Here is an 18,035-nt window from a genome sequence, read left to right as displayed (position 1 = left end):
GCGCCGTCCCGCGTCGTCGTCAGGCGTCTGGGACTGCCGTGCCCGCCGCGCGCAGGGCCGCCGCCAGCCGGTTGCGTACCGCCGTCTGTGCCGCGATGCGGGCGTCGAGCACCGCGAGGCGGTCCAGGGCGACCCGGACGCCGGCCGGCGCGGGCGGGGCGGCGGCCACGTCCCCGTCCAGGCAGGGCAGGAACGTCCGCACGTCGTCCAGCGTCAGGCCGGCGGCCAGCAGGTGACGGATGTTGCGCACGCGGCCCACCGACCGCTCGTCGTAGATCCGGTAGCCGTTGTGGGCCCGCCGGGAGTCGAGCAGCCCGTGCCGCTCGTAGTGCCGCAGCGCGCGTGGGGTGGCGCCGGTGGCCTCCGCCAGCTCGCCGATCAGCATGGTCCGTACCTCCGGGCACCGTTCTACCAGTGCGACGGGCGACACCGTCACGCGATCACGGCGCCACCGTCGACCGGCAGCACGACGCCGGTGACGAAGCCGGCCGCCCGGTCGGCGAGGCGCAGGATCGCCCACGCGACCTCCTCGGGACGCCCGATGCGCCCCAGCGGCGTCCGCGCCACCTGCCACCGGCACACGTCGGCCCGCTGCTGCGGCGTCAGCCCCTGGTGCGCGCCGATCGGGGTGTCGACGGCACCGGGTGCCACCGCCACCACCCTGATCCCGGACGGCGCGAGCTCCACCGCCCAGCTGCGGGTCAGCGAGTCCAGGGCGGACTTCCCCGCGGCGTACAGCGAGCTGCCCGGCCAGGCCCGCGATCCGACCGACGTGGTGACGTTGACGACGACGCCCCGGCTGTCGGTCAGCGCCGGCACCGCCGCCTGGGTGAGCAGGAGCGGCGCGACCAGGTTCGTCGCCAGGTGGCGCTCGACGGTCTCGGGGGCGAGCGAACCGAGTGGACCGCCGCCGGCCACGCCCGCGTTGTTGACCAGCACGTCGAGGCGGCCGTGCCGCTGCGTGGCGGTGCCGACGATCAGCTCCGCGGCGCCGGGAGCGGTGACGTCGGCGACCAGCGGTTCGATGCCGGGGTGACCGGCGGCGGTCTCCGCCAGGGGCGCGGCCCGTCGGCCCACCGCGACGACGTGTGCCCCCTGGGCGCTGAAGCCACGGGCGGTGGCCCGTCCGATCCCGGTGCCCGCACCGGTGACGACGACGATCCTGCGTTGCGCTCGACTCATGGTGCGGATCGTTGGACCCTGCCGTCAGTGGCAGGGTCAAGCGGACGGGCTCAGCGCTTCAGGGGGTCGTGGCCCCAGTTCATCAGGGACCAGCGCCACTTCGTGTCGCGGACGTCGCCGGAGGGGCGCTGCGCCATGTGCCGGCGGACGTAGCCGACGACCTTGCGCATGTGCCGGTAGTCGCCCTCGGAAAGCTCGGCACGCTTGCGCCGCAGCAGCTCGATGATCTTGCGGCCCGACTCGTGCCCGACCGACTCGCCGCCGCCGGAGCGCCCACCCTTGTGCCAGCCGACCTGCTTCGACTCGTCGGTCTCCAGCCACGTCGACAGCTCGGCCGGCTTCATGTTCACCGCCTCGGTGAACTCCCGGTAGGTGTCCCGGCCCTCGTCACCCCTGCTCATGGCGCAGCACCTCCGGTCGGTGTGCGACGTCCCGGCCCGAGTCGTCGTTGCGGATCCGGTACTGCGGCTCGTCCGGCGACGCGTTCACGGCGTGCCCGCGTACGTGCGTCCGTTCGGTGATCTTCTCCTTGACCACGCCGTACGCCCGGCCGCTGTGGCTGGCCCAGGAGACGTGGTCGCCTCTGCGGAACTCGCTCTGCTCGGCCATGCGACGCGGGTACCCGGCGTCGGTGCCCCGAAACGACGACCCGCGGGCTACGGCGTGATGTCGGCGATCGGCAGCTTGATCTCGAATGGCTCGACCAGCTCGATCAGCTCCGCGCTGTCGGCGATCAGTTCGTACTGTCGCTCACCGCCCGGCCCGAGCCGATCGCCCCGCCGGTAGGCGTAGAGGTGGACGGGGTCCTGTTCGATCCGCCAGTAGAAGGGGATGCCGGCGGCGGCGTACTCGCCGGGCCTGGCGAACCGGTCGGTGCGGCCGGTGCCGGGCGAGACGATCTCCACCGCGAGTACCACGTCCTCCGGCCGCAGCAGGGACCGGCCGGACGGCACCTCGGCCTTTCGCAGCAACACGTCCGGCTGGCGGCTGGTGTTCGTGTTCAGCGCGACGCCGACCGCCTGGGCGACCCGCAGGTGCCCGGGCGTGTGCTGCAGCAGCCAGTGCGCGAGCAACAGAGAGATGTCCTGGTGGCCCAGGGTGGGGGAGGGCGTCACCTGGATGACTCCGTCGACGAGTTCGACGCGGGGGGCGTCGTCCGGCAGGTTGAGCAGGTCCTCCAGCGTGTAGTCGGCACGCTGCTGCCGCATCGGGTCCGGACACCATGGGCCAGGTGGTGTCGCGATCGGCTCGGCGCTCACCGGCCCAGCGTAATCCCGCCGGCCGTGGCGGACGTCGCACCGGCTGTCCGTCGCTCAGGCGGGTTTCTCGGCGACGAAGATGGCGGTGCCGGGGAAGAGGCGGCCGCGCAGCGGGCTCCACTGTCCCCAGATCCCCTCGTGCCCCTCGGGCCACTCCGGTTCCACCAGGTCGAGCAGGCGGAACCCGGCGCCCACGAGCTCGCGGATCCGGTCGCCGAGCGTGCGGTGCTGCTCGACGTAGGTGGCGTCGCCGGCCTCGTCCTGCTCCACGTAGGGGGAGCGGTCGAAGTACGAGTGCACGGCGGTCAGCCCGCCCTCGCCGGGGTCGTCGAGGAAGATCCACCGCATCGGGTGGGTATGATCTTGCTAGTATTGACGTATGACGTTGTTGAGCAGCCGGGACCGGCGGGCCGCGATCTGTCTTCGCCTCTCTGACGACCCGCACAAGGGCACCAGTCGCGAGGGTGAGGGCATCGCTCGGCAGGGTGAGGACTGCGATGCCCACGCGGAGTACAACAGGTGGCGGGTAGCGCATCGCCTCGTTGACAACGACAAGACCGCACTTCGCCGCCGGCCCGGCTTCGAGAGCCTGTTGAAGCTCATCGCCGCCGGTGAAGTCAACGTGGTCGTCGCGTGGTCGAGCGAGCGGCTGTTGAAGACGAAGACGGATGAGTATCGGTTCTACGAGACGTGTCTTGCCGCACCTGAGCCCGTGATCGTCTCCTACGCTCGCGGGATGACCTTCGACCTCTCGACTCCGCAGGGGCGCAAGTTCTTCGACAACGCCGCGAGTGACGCCCGATACGAGACCGAGTTGAAGTCGGAGCGCCAGAAGCGGGCGAACCGGCAGCACGCCGAGAAGGGACGCCCGGCCCCCGGCCCCCGACCGTTCGGCTACGAGCCCGACCGCGTGACGCTGCGCGACAAGGAGGCCAAGGCTGCGAAGGCCGTCTACCGTGCGATCCTCGCCAAGAGCAACCTCGCGTCGCAGGTCCGAGCGTTGAATGACGCGGGTCTGCGTACCGGTCAGGGGAACCTGTGGCGGACCGAGACGCTACGCAAGTGGCTTACCAGCCCGCGCAACGCCGGTCTTCGCTCACATCGTGGCGAGGTGGTCACCAAGGCGGCGTGGCCGAGCCTGGTGGATGAGGCGACGTGGCGGGCGGTCAAGGCGATCTTGGAGAATCCAGCGCGTAAGAGGACCGGCAAGTCCGCCAGAGGGATGATCACCGGGCTTGCCCGCTGTGGCGTCTGTGGCGAGACGGTCAACATGAGCGGCCAGTCGAAGACCGGGGCCAAGAACTACACCTGTCGCACGGGCAAGCATGTCAGCCGAGCTGTGGAGCCGGTGGACGAGCTTGTCAGTGATGTCGTGATCGCCATCATCGAGCGGGACGGGGCGGACCTGCTCGTTGACCACGACCGCCCGGACGTGGACGCGCTCCGTGAGGAGTTGGAGGCGACACGCGTCTTGCTCAAGCAGCTCGGCATTGACTACGCCAAGAAGCGCATCCCGAGGTCAACGATGCTCGCCGGCACCGAGGCCGCCGAGGCCGACATTGCCGAGATTGAGGCAAAGATGGCCGACGCGGGCCGGGTGGACGTGCTCGGCCCGGCTGTTGCCGCCCCGGACGTGCGGGAATGGTGGTGCTCCGACGAGGTGACCAACGACCAGCGCCGCCAGATCATCGACACGCTCATGGAGGTAACCGTTCTTCCCGCCGTCCGGGGCCGCAAGGGGTTTGACCCCGAGACGGTGCGGATCACGCCGAAGGACTCCGGGCGTCAAGCCGGTTGAGCCGCACCGGCAGCATGAGCAGGCCAATGACCATCATGCTGCCGGGCGGTCCGACCTTCGAATGAGCAGGGCCAGCGCCGAACGTTGTTCCTCTGTCAATGGCGGCCATCCGTCGAGCAGTCTGCGCACGTGCTCGGCACGGCGGCGGTGTCCGGCCGTCTGGTCGCCAAGGAGAGCGCGAGAGCGGCGACTCGTGCGGACGGACGCCTTGTTACGGCCCATGGTGCTCACCGCCCGTGCGCGCATTTTGGGCGGCTTCGCGGGCGGCTTGGAGGTCGTCTGCGATGGCGTCGGCGAACATGGCTTGTCCGGCGCTGTGGCCGGTTCCGGCGTATGTCCAGTGCTTGTCGGTGATGGCGTCGGTGTGGTCGTCGGTGTGGGTGTCCTCCTGGTCGTTGTGGTCGCGGCGGTGTTGCTCGCGGGCGGCGCGCAGAGCGGTATACGTGGTGGAGTAGGCACGGCTTTTGCTAGCGATGTGGCCCCGGTAGCCGAGTTGGTGAGCCGACCGCCGCAGGTTCAGCGCCTTGTACTCCGGTCGGCGGCTCAGGTTCCAGCAGGTGCGGATGAGGGTGCGGGCGTGGTCGGTGACGGGGAGCACGGAGATGGTGATGGCGTCGCGGATGGGCCGGTCCACGGTGATGCCGGCGACATCGGGTTTGGTGACGTACTTGGCGATGTAGGAGGCCACGGCCCGTTCGGTGAGGTCGTCGCTACCGTGGCCGGGCAGGATGGGCCGGATGTCGAGCTGTGCCCCGAAGCGCAGGATGGTGTCTAGGCCCGGTACGGCCAGGTGTACGCGGCGGGCGGCGGTGCGGATGGTTTGGGTCAGGAGTGTCAGGGTGGCCCAGGCCGGGGGCGGGGTATCGAGGGTGGGGCCGTCGAAGCGCATGACGGCGTGGAAGTGCACCGATCCGCGCCGCTGGTACTCCGCAACCTTGGCGTATGCGACACGGACTGATTGGCGGGCGGCGGCGCGGGAGATGCCGCGTGTGGTGGCGAGGGCTTCATACAGGTTGCGGTGCAGCCGTTGCCACAGGTCGCGGGTGTGGGCGTTCCACAGCACGGCGGCCGGGTAGTCGTAACAGTCGCCGCAGATCGGGGAGCCAGTGAGCGGGTCGCCGGGCGCGTGTCGGTCGAGGCACCACAGGGGCCGTCCGTGGCCGCAGACGAGCCCACGTCGGCCGCGTGAGGGCCGGCAGGGTTCGTCTGCGGTGTGGCGGTGGACGGGGCCGAAGCTGGGTGCCGTGAAGGTGACGAACACACGCGGATGCGCCCGCACGCTATCGGGAACGCCCTTGCCGCCGGCGAGTCCGGACACGACGACCTGATACGTGTCGCCCTGGTGCAGGCGGGCGCAGGGTTCGCAGCGGGATCGGCGGCGGTTGCCGCAGGCGATGGTGAGTCGCCCGTGGGGCTGCTCCGCCGAGGTGAAGGCTTGTACGAGTCGGCCGGTGGCGGCGTCCACGGTCAGCGTGTGGCCGATCAGGTGGATCGGGTGTTGGCAGCCGCCGATGTGACGGACACGGGCCAGCCACGCCCGGAAGTCGGGGTGCGTGGCTGTGGACAGGATTTCGCGGTCGGTGAACGACAGGCCCTCGTCAGGCCCGCCGGGGGCGGGGGTAGGCATGGTGGTCCTCTGCTTCTCGCATAGGGATGACCGGCGCTGGGTTGCCGGTCGGGTGGTGGGCCGCCGGCACCGGTCGCTGCGACGGCAGGGCGGGTTGGTGGTGGTCGCATCGGATGCCTCCGTTCGTGTCGGGGACGGGCGCCGGGGTTAGGCGGCGGGTGGGGTGAGGTCGGGCAGGACCGGCGCCAGGTGCGCGGTAGCGGCGATGACGGCCGCCAGTTGTTCCGGCGACAGGTAGACCGAGCGGGCACGGATCCAGCCGGCATCGTCGGCGGTGGTGACCGCGATGCCCTTCACCGCCGGGTCGATCTGCTGGGCGGCTTCCACCGCGTCGGGGTAGAGGTCACCAAGGGTCATCTTCACGGTTTCCTCGTCGTTGACCCGCAGGCAGATCCGCCCGGCGAGCTGGGCGCGTAGCGCGGTCACGCCGGGGCCGAAGTCGGAGCCGACCCGTTGACCGGCCACGACCACATGTATGCCGAGGGCCGCGCCGAGCTGCGCCAACCGCAACAGGTGTGTCGTGGCCCGCAGGGCTTCGTCCTTCTCAGCGCGGGACGCGACTAGGTACAGCTCGGCCAGCTCGTCGACGATCACGATCACCGGGACCGGCCGTACCTCGGGCGGGAGTTGCCAGATGTTGCGTGCCCCGTGCTGGCGGCACAGCCGCATCCGCCGTTGAGTTTCCGTGACGAGTGCGGCCAGGATGTTCGCCGCTTCCGCCCGGTCGGTGGCCAGGGCGGACAGCCGGGGCGCGTGCGGAGCCAGCTCCATGCCGCCTTTGCAGTCGATCCCGACGAGCGCGACCGGACGCGTCGCCCACTGGGCTACGGCGGCGTTGATGAGCGTGGACTTGCCTGACTGCGTGGCTCCGGTGACCAACCAGTGCGGGAAGGTGACAAGATCGATCACCCACTGTTGCCCGTCCTCCCGATGGCCTGTCTCGGCCACCAGGTCCGCCGGCACCGCCACCGCCGGGACAACCGGTGCGGTGGTCGCCGGAAGGTAGGTGGTCACCGCGGCCTGCCTCGCTGGCGGTTCGCTCGGCTCAGCCGCCTTGGTCGTCGGTTCGGACGGCTGGGAGGTGAGAGGGTCGGCGGTGAGGATGGTCAGTCGAACCCGGCCCCGTAGCCGCGCGTCGACCCGCACCGCGTGCACACCCCAGGCGTGCGCCATCGCCTCAGCGGCGTTGACGAACGGTTCGGGAATCTGCCCGGGGTGCAGCAGGATCACCGCCGTAGCCCCGAACGAGCGGGGGCGGATACGCCGCAGCAGCGGCAGGACCGGCATGATCGGCTGACCCTTGACCAGCAGCGGCCCGAGCTGCCCCGTCGTCGGCCGGTCGGTGCCGGTCAACCCAGCGTTGAGGCACAGGTGCCGCCAGGAGTGCCCCATCCGTAGCCGCAGCAGTGGGAACCCGAACAGGTACCAGTGCGCCCGAGGTGCCAGCCGCCGCAGCAGCCGCGACACCACGGCCAACGCGACGATAACGGCACAAACGGCCACGACAACGGTAATGATGGTGGGTAGCCATGACTGGAGCCGCTCCAGGGTGACCCCCGGGAAACTCGGCGCGAAGCCGGGAATCCCGGGGGTCATCGACGGAGACGGCGCAGGCGTCGGCGGTGGTGCCAATGCCGGCGGCATCACTCCTGCGGCGGTCACGACTGGTTGGCCTTACCGCCGCGCTCCCGCTGAGGCGGTGCCGGTGCCGATGCCTGAGCGGAGGACGAGCCAGCGTTGCCGGGTCGCTTCGGGAAGATCGACGCCGCCTTGTAGGACAGGCCGTGCCGGCCCTCCATCTCCCACGCCGACACGTCCAGCTCGGTCACGCCGACCGGGCTGCCCTCCGTGATGCCTTCCGGCTTGACGGAGGTCTGCACGTCGATCACCGACGCCTTGCGGGTACCGGCTCGGCGTACCGCGATCCCGGTTAGCCACAGGTGGTTACCGTCGCGGTCCTTGCGCTGCTCGCCATCGAGATCGGTCTTGGGTTCCGGCGCGGCCACACACAGCAGGCCGACCAGACGAGAAAGATCAACAGGGATGCTGTTCACAACAAACTCCAAAGCTTGGATTGGGTAGTGCTCTGAGGTGGTGCTTGAGGTGGTGCGGTAGTCGGGACAGGGACAGGGGCAGGGAGGCAGCGGCCAGGGGTGGGCCGCGACTCCGCACACTCGGCACGAGGCACGGCCACAGCGGCGGGCCGAGGTAGGTGTGACAGGGCATGACGAACCTCCGAGGCAACGGGCGGCAGCGATGTCGAGCCCGGCGCGATCCGGACGAGCGGACGCCGGGGAGCCCGTAGCCGGCAGGGCCACGAGCGGACGACAACGCGGGAGATGGGCGCAGATCCCGCGCACCGAGATCCGGCGATCAGGGCCAGGACGACAGGTGCGCCAGGGCAGCAGGGTCGACACCCCGGGAAGGCGAGGTGCGTACGAGTTTCCCTACTTGGTCAAGAAGCGAGATCGGCAGAGCCGATCCCGCGAACAGAAGGGAAGGGAGGAAAGGGGGGGGTGGGCGGGGTCGGGGGCTGCGGCCTTCGGCCGGTCCCCCGCCCCGCCCCGAAGGAAACAGACGGCACACGACACCGGAGACGACCAACAGCCAGCGGACAGGCGTCAGGCCGAAACGACCGATCCGACCACGGGGCACACGCCACCCCGCAGACCGGCCGCAGTGGACGACGGCCCGAGCCACCAGCGACCGCAACCGCCGCCAGGACGCCACGCGACACGCCCGACCCGCCGCAGATTTCTGCCGATACGACCAACCTCGGTCGCATTTCCGCAGGCCACAGTGCCCGCAGCGCCGTCGACGCCGTCAGGTGGGCCGGTGGTCCGGCTCTGAGGTGCTGCCGCGCCGGCAAGCCGGCTTGCCCTCGAATACCGTGGCTGAGCACCGCGAACACCACACCGACACACCACGCCAGGACCATCGGTCGCGGCATCGCCTGACATTACGGATCGTCACCCCCTTCCCGGTGATCCCGTGTCGCGTGCACGGGTGCCCTCACCTACTAAAGGGGACCGTGAAGGGGCCGAATATTCCAAGATCAACGGATTGGCGGGACTAATTTGAAGATTCTTCCTGCTCCGCGCGTACCCTCAAAGGATCAATGGTCAGGCCGGCGGCGGGGGTCGGCTCGGCTGTCGGTTGTGGAAGCAAGCGACGGCGAACGCTCGCAGCGAAGCCGCACCAGGGGTCACCGTCGACTTGGTTCCACCCAGCCGGCAGCCGGCCCGGTGCCCCCACCCAGCCCGAGGCGACGTGGGGAGGACACGAACCCGTGCCCGAACACCGAGTGCCCACACGGCACCCCCAGGGCATCGCGGTGCCCGGCCGCCTCAGATTCCGCGAGCCCTCCGCCGACGACACCGCCGAGCCCGACGACGCCGTTTCTAAGTTCGTCGAGGAGAAGGACCTACCCACCGGCCAGGTTCTCTCCGCAGCCATGACGCTCCGCCACGTCGGCGTGCCGCAAGGAGCGATCACCGGCACCGACGATCAGCGCCCCATGCGCGCTGATGCCCTGTTGCGGCGGATGCTGGGCGATGACACCACGAGGGAGGCCAAAGACCGGGTGTGGCGGCACATCATCACCCAGGTACGCGACGACCCCGCCAACCGCGAAGACTGGAACCTCTACGCCCTGGGCATCGCCACCGCCGGACTACGCGGACGCGCCGCCCGCCTCACCTTCCCCGACGACCCCCTGTCGCACCGGGTCGAAGCGCAGTACGACCTGATCCGCGCTTTCCTCCACCGCATGCAAGACACCGTGACCACCGCCGCCGGCTCCACCCGCTGGCGGCTGGACATCGACCCGCCCAACGTCTACTCGCGGCTACTCGGCGGCGCATACGACCACGCCAGCGGACGCACCGAACACCGCCGCAAACAGCTCTCCCGCCGCCCCGACGAGACCGCAGCCGAGCACGAAGCCCGCATAGCCCGCCTCAAGGCAGAAGAACCCCGAGAAATACCCGTCGGCGGTCACGAAGAAGTCGACGCCCACCGCCCCAAGCACACGGCCCTGCCAGACCCCCGAGGAGAAGACGCCGTCATCGCCCGCCTACAACAGTTCATCGCACAGTCCGCGCGGATGCCCCCCGAGTACCGGATCGACCCCACCAGCGCCGAACTACTCACGCGCACCTACCTCGACGGCGAACCCCTCGGCCACGTCGCCGCCGACCTGAACCTGTCACAGAGCAACGCGTCCAAACGCCGCGCCACCGCCGTCCGGCAACTCCGACGCGTCATCGCCGCCAACAAGCAGATTCCCCAGCAGCGGTCAGACAGCTAGAAACAAGAGCCCGGCCGCCCGCGAACGCGAACCGCCCCCGCGAACGGCCGGACGACTCAGGCTACCGGCGACACCGGCGGGGCGTATTTGTCCCCGCCCCAGCCGTAGCGGGCCGCTTCCTCCACCACCCGCGTTACCGCGTCTTGGATCAGCTCCCGCGAATCCGTGTCGTCCTCGACCCGCCAGCCGTAGCGCGACGACGCATCCAGGAAGACCGCGATCACATCGACCACCGGAGTAACCCGGAACACCAGCGACCACGACGGCCCGTGCACCCGCAACACCACACCACCGGACCCGGACGCCACCCGAAGCGCACCCGGCCCGCCCCGCTCCACCACACCGGGAGCATCCGAGAAGGGCCGCAGCATCTCCGGGTCATCGCCCACCCGCGCCGGCATGACATGCAACGCGATTACGTCCGCCTCGCCGTGCCACATCGCAGCCGGCAACGGATTCACCAACGCGTCACACACCCGCTCCGCCAACGCCCGACGCCGACGTGCCGACTCCGACAGCCCCACCGGCTCAGGAGCCACCTCAGTGAACGGCATAGCCGGATCACCCACCGGCAGCACCATCATCGCCGTGTCCTCACCGGCCGCCTGAGCCCGCCACACCTCATCGTGAATCGCGTCAGCCCGCCGGTTGTACAGGTCATCAGCCCACGACGCCCACGCCGCCCGCGTACGCGGCTTCAGCAACCCCCACCGCGCCGAACGCAACCGCCGACGCACCGCCCAGCGAGCCTCCACGCTGCGGCGACGGACAGACGAATAGTGGTACATAAACAACAGCTTGGCACAGTGCCAGTTGGCACCGCGACAGTCAGCCTCATGCCAATCGCTGCCAAGAGCCGGCCTTCACGGACACTGTCGGCAGCCCCGGGCCTCACGGCACTACCGGTCGACGGTGATGCCCAGCTCGGTCACGGCCAGGTCCGCCAGCTCCGACAGTTGATCAGAGTCGAGAGTGACGCCAGCAAGGTTGAGCAGGCTGGCTTTGAGCCCCGACAACTCGTTGCCGCGCAAGTCCGCGCCGCGCAGGTGGCAACCGTCCAGTTCCGCGCCTGTCAGCTTGCACGAACGCAGGGCAACGGCGGGTAGGCGGCACGCCGCCAAGGTGGCGCTTGTCAAGGTGCAGTCCACGAACGCGACCGCGCCAGCCGCCGTCACGCGTCGCAGTGAGGCGTAGTCGAAACGGCACCCTTCAAACAGCACGTCTTTCAGGGTCACGTCGGACAACCGCGCCCCGGTGAACTTGCAGCCCGACAGCGCGCAGCGCTCGATGGTGACCCCGGACAACTCAGCACCGGACAGGTCGGCACGATCCAGTTCGCAGCCAAAGACTCTCCCGCCCTCCCACACCGACTCACCCAAATCGACGCCGACGAGCCGGCTACCGTGCCATCGCAGCTCATCCAGTCGTGCACGCGCCCAACTCGCGTTGGCGATGTCGGCCTCATGAAGGTCATCGCTCTGCTCGGTCACCGCGTCCAAGTCGCGCGGGTCGAGGTCCGGAAGGAGGACCGACACGCGGCCGATCGTTTTCGTCTGCATGTTCCCTCAACTCAGTTAAGCGGGGAGCGGTCACCCGCTCCCCCAATCACCACGAACCGCCGCCAGGGCTGGGGCGGCTAGCTCTTCTTACTCCAGTTGTCCCAGCTCGGCCGACTGTCGAACTTACCCTTGTTGTCCCATCCGGGTCGATTGTCGAACTTTGCAGCGTCTATCGGCATCACGCACCTACCGAGATCGACGCCGAAACGCGCCAACCGCTCCGGCGCGATGCCGGCGAGGGGAGCCAGCGCACTAGCCATTTTCTACCTCCAACAACGTTAGTTGGTCCACCGTGGCGCGGACCAACGCCTGACGAGTCGTCCGGCAGTAAGCTGTTTCCCGGACGGCAAGGGTGCCGTGTTCGAAATAACGGTTGCCCGCCTGAGCGCCCCTACAGAATCCGAAGAAAGGGCAGCCCGTGGCGCAATCGTTCAAAGCCGAAACAAACTCCTGCACATACCGCAGGCTCGACGCCCGCCGCAGCATCTCAGGAATGGAGCTACGCAAGACGTTACCGGCAACGAAATTCCCGTATCGCTCACTCGGTACGCCCAGTAATTCCGGCGACAGCAACGCCACGTCTCCATCATGAGAGACGGTAGGAATCGGTTCGTACGGCACCTGCCTCACCGGACCAGCCCTGTTGGCGGCGATATAGTCGGCCAGGCGGTCTAGGTCGCGTACCCGCAACGGGCTGCCGTCGAGTCGGCGTTGCACCAGTCGCCGCCAAAACCGGTAAGCCGCATCGTCGGATACAGGCACGCGGGCCGCGCCTTCCTGCTCCTCAATGTTGAAACCCACTGATCCGCAGCCGGGCAGGTCAGTGAAGAAGTCCACCAACTCATCCGCATGCGCAATCGTCTCCGGCGTCACCACGCAGATTACCGAATACGACATGCCCGAAGCGGCCAACATGTCGATGCCCCGCAGCGTGCGTGAAACGGTGTCGTTGCCCGCCCGGTCGAGGCGATTCCGATTCAGCGCTCCTGGCCCGTCAATGCTTACACCAACCGTAAATTCGTTGGCGGCGAACAGATCACACCACCGCCGATTGATCAATGTCGCGTTAGTCTGGATCTCATGTCGCACCCGGCCTTCTCGACGCAACGCTTCGAATGGCACGAGCAACCCCCGGAATGCCTCCAGCGGCATCGCGGTCGGTTCACCCCCATGCCACACCACGCTTACCGCTTCTGGGCTGCCCTGCCCGGTGATCGACGCCGCGCAGGCCGCTGCGACAGCCGGCGACATCTGGCGCCGCGCACCCCTTTCCAACAAATAGCAGTATGAACAGTCGAGGTTGCAGAAAGTTGTAGGCTGGAGGACTAGTGTATGAAAGACGCCTGCAATCGCCGGTTCGCCCGTTGCGGCAACGATACCGATGTTCGCCATGTCTCGATCACTCCCTCATTTATGCTCAGGCACCAGACCAGCAGCGAATTCGACTTTGCTAACCTCGGGGCGGCAATGATTCGGCCAACTCATGAAACGGTCGAACAGGCTGTCGACATCGAATAGGTCGGGACGAAGCTTGCTGAGGTCATCCACGGCACTACTTAGGGAACTTGCCAGGTACACGAACAGGCTTACCCGGTCGTGTTCATAATCGGCCAAAAGTGCAATCTTCACCCCTCCGCACGGCCACGGATATCCGCAGGAGCGACACAGCCAAATTGGCCTGATCGGAGTGTGTGGACGCAGCGGCAAACAATTCACCTCCTTTAGTCCAGCTCAGTCGGCGCAGGATAGACACTCTCTGGCTGAATCCTGCCACCAGAATTAGCTATAATCAGACTAAATCGAGCCCTGGTGTCGGCGTCAGCCAACCTGAGCGCTTGGTCCAGAATGCGCATAGCAAGCCGCGGCGGCCCTATAGTGCTTTGATCCTCCCATCCAGCAGCGGTTGCCTTGGGCACGCCCAGATGTTCAGCAAATGCGCGAACGCCAAACCGTAAAGCCTCACGAAGTGCGCGAACCTCGCGCCAGGTCCACCGCCCGACCGCAATCCCGCAGCCGCAGCCACCGGACCCCTGTGGCGAGGACGTTAGTGACGGCCCGGCGCGTTCCTGGCGCTCCCGTTGCCCCTCTCTCCCTGCCTGTCCTTGGAAATCCCGCACGAGCGCGGACACTTGATCGAAGGCCGCTACAAGAGCGCCACCAGCACCAATCTCAACATCGGACCTTTGCCAAAACTGACGGGTAGCGCTTCCTCGTCCAACCTCCACGGTGGCCACCGTGCTCCGCGAATAATGGATGCGGCGCGACAGTTCCGCCTGCGTCAAGCCCGCCGCATCGCGCCGCGTGGCCAACTGCCAGCCGATGCGCTTACGTGCCTCTGCGACCTGAGCCGGAGTGATTACGCCCATCCCTGGGCGGCGCTGCTGCCGGTTCTGGGAACGTGACACTTTCACTGCGCCCGCCGCTCAGCCAGCGAGTACACCCGTCCCCCACCAGTTACAGCCGGAGGAGTGCTGGCCTCACCAACACCCGACACGTCAATTAGCACCCGCAGCGAACCGGCCACCACCGCTATGCAGCCGGGCGGCCCCTCGTGACATACCTGGACGACCCCGCCATTCCTCACGCTGACCCGGAGCCCCAGGCCACCGGCCAGCCCCACCGCGAGCACGCCCCCTACCTCCGAAGGCGACGCAGCAGCGGCACCCATAGCTGGGGCTGTGGGCAGCCCCAAGCCAGGATGGACGAACGCGTCGGAGCGCTCAGCAGCCGAAGCTAGCCCGACCGGCCCGCGCTCAGGATCTTTGGCATGACCCTGGATCCTAAAGAGACCAAGATCAGCATCGCTGGGCTTGCCCAACACGGCGCGCAGCGCCATGCGGTAGTGCACAGACGGCCACCGAGTCTCACCGCGCTCAAGAACCCCGATGTAGCGGAACGTCAAGGCGTTGCGACGCCCCATGTGCTCGTACAGCCACCCGTTGACCGCCTCAGCCAACTCCTGTCGCGACATAGGCCGCCCCGAACCCGACGGGGACCGCAGCGCCAGCCGCGCCTCACGCAGCAAGGCGTTTGGACCCGGTACATACGCCACAATGAAAGTCCATTCCTCAATCGGTGCTTGACCGAGTGCTCAGGTGAACACGCGAAGCTCTCGCCTCACCTCTGCTCGTACGGGGACCGATGGGCGTGCCGGCCACTGGTCGGCCGATCAACCGACGAGCGGCCTCCCGCACACCGGTAGCGAACCGCAAAACACGCGCGGTAGGTACGCTGTGACGCACGCCGGAGCGGTGAACGTGGTGAAAGATCAACATTCAGCGGGGGTGTGACGTGCCGCAAGCACGACCCGGCAACGCCAAGCTCGCAGCCATCATTGCGGAGGCAGGCGTCTCGCATGCCGAGCTGGCGCGGGCGTTCGTCCGCGTTGCGAGGGAATCCAACGCCAACGAGTTTGCCGGAGTCGGCCGCTCCCACGTCTCACACTGGGTGGCAGGCTCCAGGCCCTCCGGCCGAGCCCCCATGCTGCTCTGCGAGGCGCTGTCACGGAAGCTCGGCCGGATGGTCACCCTCGATGAGATCGGGTTGCCGGCCCCGCCGATGTCACCCGAAGACATGCTTGGATGGCAAGTCGATACGCTCGCTGCGCTAACCAAACTCGGGAGAGTCGACGTGGACGCTGAACGCAGACGCGTTCTCAGCACTGCTGCCTACTCGCTCGCCGCGCTGGCGCTGCCGCCCAAACGCTGGTGGTCACAGATGGTCGAACGCGGCCAGGTACGCGGCGCAGCAGAGGGCCGGACCGTGGGGCGAGGCGACGTAGACACGGTGCACGAAATGATGTCTCTGTTCTCGCACGTTGATCAGCGCCGGGGCGGCGGCCATGCCCGCTTGGCAGTGGTTCAATACCTGACTTCCGACGTGGCGAGCCATCTTTCCGGGCGATACACCGATGACGTTCTCAGGCGCGACATGTTCACCGCTGCCAGTGAGCTTTCCTACCTCGCCGGATGGATGGCTTTCGATAACGGCGAACACAACGTTGCTCAGCATTACTTCAACGTGGCGGTGAAACTGGCTGCCGAAGCCGACAATCCAGCGTTGGCAGGCCACGTACTACGCGCGATGGCGCATCAAGCCATTGACCTCGGCCATCAGAAACGTGCCCTCAAGCTTGCCTCGGCCTCAGTGGACGGCGAACGATACACGGCGGCATCGCCGCGAGAACGGGCACTGCTCGGAGTGGTCTACGCACGCGCACTAGCAGCTAACGGCGAGAAGCAGGGCGCGGCTCGTGCCCTGCTCCGAGCCGAAAATGACCTTGCCGCAGCCAACAGTGGAGACGACGAGCCGGGCCGCGTCTTCTTCTTTGGGGAAGCAAGCCTCGCGCACGAGACAGCGTGCGCACTGCGCGATACGGGAGACCTGGCCGGCGCAACGAACCAATTTCGCCGCAGCGTCAAGAAGCGCAAGGCGTCAACCTTCGCTCGGACCCACGCCGTTACTCTCGGCTACATGGGGGCCATTCAGGCCAGACAGGGCGAGATCGAAGAAGCCTGCGCGACGTGGTCACGCTCTCTCGACGCCATGGACGGCGTCCGATCAGGACGCACCCGGCAAGTCGCCGCCGAGATGCGTGCCGCACTTTCCCCCTACAAGCGGCGCAGCGGTCGATATGTCCAGGACGTGGATGCGCGCGCGAAGCTTTACCTCTCGACCTTCGCCTAATGCCGAGTAAACGGAAGCGTGAGACTGAATGACAGCCGAGAAGTTCACCGTCGAATCCATTGCAAGGGTTGTGGGCGGAAGATCCGAGCCTACGGACGACTACTGGGGCGGAAGCCGAACCATTATCCGTCTCGATGAAGATCGATTCACCCCGGCAGCCGCGAAAGGGCTGGAAGAATTCAGCCACTTGGAGATCGTTTTTCGATTCCACCTCACCGATCCGGCCGATCTCAACTTGGGTGCCCGCCGCCCCAGGGACAACCCGGAGTGGCCCGAGGTGGGCATCTTCGGCCACCGCAACATGCGGCGGATCAATTGGCTGGGCGTGTCTCGGTGTCGTCTGGTCAAGGTTGACGGCCTTGACCTCCACGTGGAGGAGCTAGACGCCGTAGACGGCACGCCCGTCCTGGACATCAAGCCTTGGTTTGCAGAGTTCGGCCCACGCGGCGAGGTCAAGCAGCCTGCTTGGCCAACGCAGATGCTCGGACAGTACTTCGCAGATCCCGCCCCTCTCCAGCCGGAGCAGAATCCGGCGTGAGCCCAGGGCGAGCCGGACGCCCTTGGACCCGCCGGCATGGCCGCCATTCTCCGCCCTTCGTGGCCGCCCGGACGCCCGACACCTCTATATGGCCGCAGTCGCGAGCCGAGTTTTGGACCTACGTAGTAGCGCATATCGCGCAGGCGGGTGGTCGACACGCCGGCAGATAGACGCTAAGCCTTGACGCCGGCCGCCGCGCCGGTCGCAGCGATCCGTACCGTAGCGAGCATGACCGAGTTCCTGCCAACACCCGACCTAATCGCCACTCGTCGCGCTGTCTCGGATGCAGAGAGCAGCGCGGCGAGCCGACGATGGTGGGACGAGGACGCCGACAGTTACCAGAAGGAGCACGGGGCCTTCCTGGGAGACGTTGACCTCGTCTGGTGCCCCGAAGGGCTTCGGGAAGCGGATGTGCGACTGCTCGGCGACGTCAAGAAAGCGCGCGTGCTGGAGTTGGGCTGTGGCGCTGCGGCGGGCTCGCGTTGGCTGGTTGGCCAGGGAGCCGATGTGACGGCCCTGGACTTGTCTGCCGGCATGTTGCGGCATGCCAAGCTAGCCGCCGAGCGCTCGGGGGTCCATGTGCCGCTCGTGCAGGCAGACGCCCTCGCGCTGCCGTTCCGAGCGGGCGCGTTCGACACAGTGCACACCGCCTTCGGTGCGGTTCCCTTCGTCGCGGACTCCGCAGCACTCATGCGCGAGGTGTTCCGAGTGCTTCGCCCAGGCGGAGCGTGGGTGTTTGCTGTTACACACCCCATGCGCTGGATTTTTCTCGACGATCCCGGCGAGGCAGGCCTGACAGCCGTCCACTCGTACTTTGACCGCCGTCCGTACATCGAGCAAGACTCGGCAGGCGTACCTACCTACATCGAGGCGCACCGCACCTTTGGTGACCGGGTGCGCGAACTGGCAGCCGCCGGCTTCATCCTCAGCGACGTGGTCGAGCCAGAGTGGCCACCCGGGCACGAAGAGATTTGGGGCCAGTGGAGCCCGCTACGCGGTCGCCTGTTCCCCGGGACGGCCATCTTCGTCGCTCATCGCCCCGCCGTCTCGTAAGTAAGGCAGCGACGTCCCACCAGG

General features: G+C 67.7%; 19 protein-coding genes and 1 pseudogene. 5 read left to right on the top strand and 15 right to left on the bottom strand.

What is annotated here, in order from left to right; translation table 11 throughout:
• Positions 1–19: 19 nt before the first annotated feature.
• The 6 genes and pseudogenes from ACN27A_RS10360 to ACN27A_RS10335 all read right to left on the bottom strand — a co-directional run.
• Positions 20–385 (bottom strand): MerR family transcriptional regulator, encoded by a 366-nt coding sequence (locus ACN27A_RS10360; RefSeq protein WP_421451918.1) that lies wholly within the window; start codon positions 383–385, stop codon positions 20–22.
• Between the two features lie 47 nt (positions 386–432).
• Positions 433–1,182, bottom strand: coding sequence for an SDR family NAD(P)-dependent oxidoreductase (locus tag ACN27A_RS10355; protein WP_421451915.1), 750 nt, complete (start codon positions 1,180–1,182; stop codon positions 433–435).
• Positions 1,183–1,232: 50 nt separating this feature from the next.
• Positions 1,233–1,583 carry a DUF3140 domain-containing protein gene (locus tag ACN27A_RS10350; RefSeq protein ID WP_151455505.1) on the bottom strand — a complete coding sequence of 117 codons (351 nt, stop codon included), beginning with the start codon at positions 1,581–1,583 and terminating at the stop codon, positions 1,233–1,235.
• Positions 1,570–1,791 (bottom strand): DUF2945 domain-containing protein, encoded by a 222-nt coding sequence (locus ACN27A_RS10345; RefSeq protein ID WP_421451911.1) that lies wholly within the window; start codon positions 1,789–1,791, stop codon positions 1,570–1,572. Before ACN27A_RS10345 ends, ACN27A_RS10350 begins: the two co-directional genes overlap by 14 nt.
• Before the next feature lie 47 nt (positions 1,792–1,838).
• Entirely contained in the window at positions 1,839–2,390 is a 552-nt protein-coding gene (locus tag ACN27A_RS10340; protein ID WP_421451908.1) for a Uma2 family endonuclease, read from the bottom strand.
• Between the two features lie 105 nt (positions 2,391–2,495).
• Positions 2,496–2,798: pseudogene (locus ACN27A_RS10335) on the bottom strand (SAM-dependent methyltransferase); the annotation flags it as partial.
• 22 nt (positions 2,799–2,820) lie between these two features.
• On the opposite strand from ACN27A_RS10335, the gene ACN27A_RS10330 reads away from it, so the two are divergent.
• The gene (locus ACN27A_RS10330) at positions 2,821–4,239 is read left to right on the top strand and encodes a recombinase family protein (protein WP_421451906.1); all 1,419 of its coding nucleotides are present in this window, start codon (positions 2,821–2,823) and stop codon (positions 4,237–4,239) included.
• A 211-nt stretch (positions 4,240–4,450) separates the two neighbouring features.
• Here ACN27A_RS10330 and ACN27A_RS10325 read toward each other — a convergent pair whose 3' ends face one another.
• The 3 genes from ACN27A_RS10325 to ACN27A_RS10315 all read right to left on the bottom strand — a co-directional run bounded on the left by ACN27A_RS10325 (position 4,451) and on the right by ACN27A_RS10315 (position 7,920).
• Complete coding sequence (locus ACN27A_RS10325; RefSeq protein WP_421451904.1) at positions 4,451–5,866, bottom strand: replication initiator; 1,416 nt, start codon at positions 5,864–5,866, stop codon at positions 4,451–4,453.
• A gap of 147 nt (positions 5,867–6,013) precedes the next feature.
• A complete protein-coding gene (locus ACN27A_RS10320) occupies positions 6,014–7,462 on the bottom strand; it encodes an FtsK/SpoIIIE domain-containing protein (protein ID WP_421451901.1) in 1,449 nt (482 codons plus the stop codon).
• Between the two features lie 62 nt (positions 7,463–7,524).
• Positions 7,525–7,920 (bottom strand): hypothetical protein, encoded by a 396-nt coding sequence (locus ACN27A_RS10315; protein WP_421451899.1) that lies wholly within the window; start codon positions 7,918–7,920, stop codon positions 7,525–7,527.
• A 1,235-nt stretch (positions 7,921–9,155) separates the two neighbouring features.
• Here ACN27A_RS10315 and ACN27A_RS10310 point away from each other — a divergent pair.
• Positions 9,156–10,175, top strand: a complete 1,020-nt coding sequence (locus ACN27A_RS10310; protein ID WP_421451896.1) for a hypothetical protein — start codon at positions 9,156–9,158, stop codon at positions 10,173–10,175.
• Between the two features lie 56 nt (positions 10,176–10,231).
• Here the strand turns inward: ACN27A_RS10310 and ACN27A_RS10305 are convergent, their stop codons facing one another.
• The 6 genes from ACN27A_RS10305 to ACN27A_RS10280 all read right to left on the bottom strand — a co-directional run bounded on the left by ACN27A_RS10305 (position 10,232) and on the right by ACN27A_RS10280 (position 14,100).
• A complete protein-coding gene (locus ACN27A_RS10305; protein WP_421451895.1) occupies positions 10,232–10,963 on the bottom strand; it encodes a hypothetical protein in 732 nt (243 codons plus the stop codon).
• A gap of 111 nt (positions 10,964–11,074) precedes the next feature.
• Positions 11,075–11,734 (bottom strand): pentapeptide repeat-containing protein, encoded by a 660-nt coding sequence (locus ACN27A_RS10300; RefSeq protein WP_421451892.1) that lies wholly within the window; start codon positions 11,732–11,734, stop codon positions 11,075–11,077.
• Positions 11,735–11,811: 77 nt separating this feature from the next.
• Entirely contained in the window at positions 11,812–11,913 is a 102-nt protein-coding gene (amcA, locus tag ACN27A_RS10295) for a multiple cyclophane-containing RiPP AmcA (RefSeq protein ID WP_421458426.1), read from the bottom strand.
• Between the two features lie 73 nt (positions 11,914–11,986).
• Positions 11,987–13,126, bottom strand: coding sequence for a cyclophane-forming radical SAM peptide maturase AmcB (amcB, locus tag ACN27A_RS10290; protein ID WP_421451890.1), 1,140 nt, complete (start codon positions 13,124–13,126; stop codon positions 11,987–11,989).
• A gap of 15 nt (positions 13,127–13,141) precedes the next feature.
• Complete coding sequence (locus tag ACN27A_RS10285) at positions 13,142–13,363, bottom strand: hypothetical protein (RefSeq protein WP_421451888.1); 222 nt, start codon at positions 13,361–13,363, stop codon at positions 13,142–13,144.
• 92 nt (positions 13,364–13,455) lie between these two features.
• A complete protein-coding gene (locus tag ACN27A_RS10280; protein WP_421458425.1) occupies positions 13,456–14,100 on the bottom strand; it encodes a helix-turn-helix domain-containing protein in 645 nt (214 codons plus the stop codon).
• Positions 14,101–15,214: 1,114 nt separating this feature from the next.
• Here ACN27A_RS10280 and ACN27A_RS10275 point away from each other — a divergent pair.
• From ACN27A_RS10275 to ACN27A_RS10265, 3 genes are all read left to right on the top strand, one after another.
• Entirely contained in the window at positions 15,215–16,420 is a 1,206-nt protein-coding gene (locus ACN27A_RS10275; protein ID WP_421451885.1) for a Tat pathway signal protein, read from the top strand.
• Positions 16,421–16,448: 28 nt separating this feature from the next.
• Positions 16,449–16,958: an SAM-dependent methyltransferase gene (locus ACN27A_RS10270; protein WP_421451882.1), complete on the top strand. Its 510-nt coding sequence runs from the start codon at positions 16,449–16,451 to the stop codon at positions 16,956–16,958.
• Positions 16,959–17,186: 228 nt separating this feature from the next.
• Positions 17,187–18,011, top strand: a complete 825-nt coding sequence (locus ACN27A_RS10265) for a class I SAM-dependent methyltransferase (protein ID WP_421451880.1) — start codon at positions 17,187–17,189, stop codon at positions 18,009–18,011.
• Positions 18,012–18,035: the final 24 nt, after the last annotated feature.

The sequence above is a fragment of the Micromonospora sp. WMMD737 genome, from assembly GCF_049179055.1.
GTDB classification, from domain to species: domain Bacteria; phylum Actinomycetota; class Actinomycetes; order Mycobacteriales; family Micromonosporaceae; genus Micromonospora; species Micromonospora reichwaldensis.
This window is presented reverse-complemented; position numbering and strand designations above follow the sequence as displayed.

Excerpts from the sequence above, each read along its gene's own strand:
- ACN27A_RS10345 (WP_421451911.1), bottom strand. The coding sequence starts at position 1,791 with ATGGCCGAGCAGAGCGAGTTCCGCAGAGGCGACCACGTCTCCTGGGCC.
- ACN27A_RS10330 (WP_421451906.1), top strand. The coding sequence starts at position 2,821 with ATGACGTTGTTGAGCAGCCGGGACCGGCGGGCCGCGATCTGTCTTCGC.
- ACN27A_RS10340 (WP_421451908.1), bottom strand. The coding sequence starts at position 2,390 with ATGCGGCAGCAGCGTGCCGACTACACGCTGGAGGACCTGCTCAACCTG.
- ACN27A_RS10305 (WP_421451895.1), bottom strand. The coding sequence starts at position 10,963 with ATGTACCACTATTCGTCTGTCCGTCGCCGCAGCGTGGAGGCTCGCTGG.
- ACN27A_RS10300 (WP_421451892.1), bottom strand. The coding sequence starts at position 11,734 with ATGCAGACGAAAACGATCGGCCGCGTGTCGGTCCTCCTTCCGGACCTC.
- amcB (WP_421451890.1), bottom strand. The coding sequence starts at position 13,126 with ATGGCGAACATCGGTATCGTTGCCGCAACGGGCGAACCGGCGATTGCA.
- ACN27A_RS10350 (WP_151455505.1), bottom strand. The coding sequence starts at position 1,583 with ATGAGCAGGGGTGACGAGGGCCGGGACACCTACCGGGAGTTCACCGAG.
- ACN27A_RS10275 (WP_421451885.1), top strand. The coding sequence starts at position 15,215 with ATGCTGCTCTGCGAGGCGCTGTCACGGAAGCTCGGCCGGATGGTCACC.
- ACN27A_RS10325 (WP_421451904.1), bottom strand. The coding sequence starts at position 5,866 with ATGCCTACCCCCGCCCCCGGCGGGCCTGACGAGGGCCTGTCGTTCACC.
- ACN27A_RS10360 (WP_421451918.1), bottom strand. The coding sequence starts at position 385 with ATGCTGATCGGCGAGCTGGCGGAGGCCACCGGCGCCACCCCACGCGCG.
- amcA (WP_421458426.1), bottom strand. The coding sequence starts at position 11,913 with ATGCCGATAGACGCTGCAAAGTTCGACAATCGACCCGGATGGGACAAC.
- ACN27A_RS10280 (WP_421458425.1), bottom strand. The coding sequence starts at position 14,100 with ATGGGCGTAATCACTCCGGCTCAGGTCGCAGAGGCACGTAAGCGCATC.
- ACN27A_RS10320 (WP_421451901.1), bottom strand. The coding sequence starts at position 7,462 with ATGACCCCCGGGATTCCCGGCTTCGCGCCGAGTTTCCCGGGGGTCACC.
- ACN27A_RS10355 (WP_421451915.1), bottom strand. The coding sequence starts at position 1,182 with ATGAGTCGAGCGCAACGCAGGATCGTCGTCGTCACCGGTGCGGGCACC.
- ACN27A_RS10265 (WP_421451880.1), top strand. The coding sequence starts at position 17,187 with ATGACCGAGTTCCTGCCAACACCCGACCTAATCGCCACTCGTCGCGCT.
- ACN27A_RS10270 (WP_421451882.1), top strand. The coding sequence starts at position 16,449 with ATGACAGCCGAGAAGTTCACCGTCGAATCCATTGCAAGGGTTGTGGGC.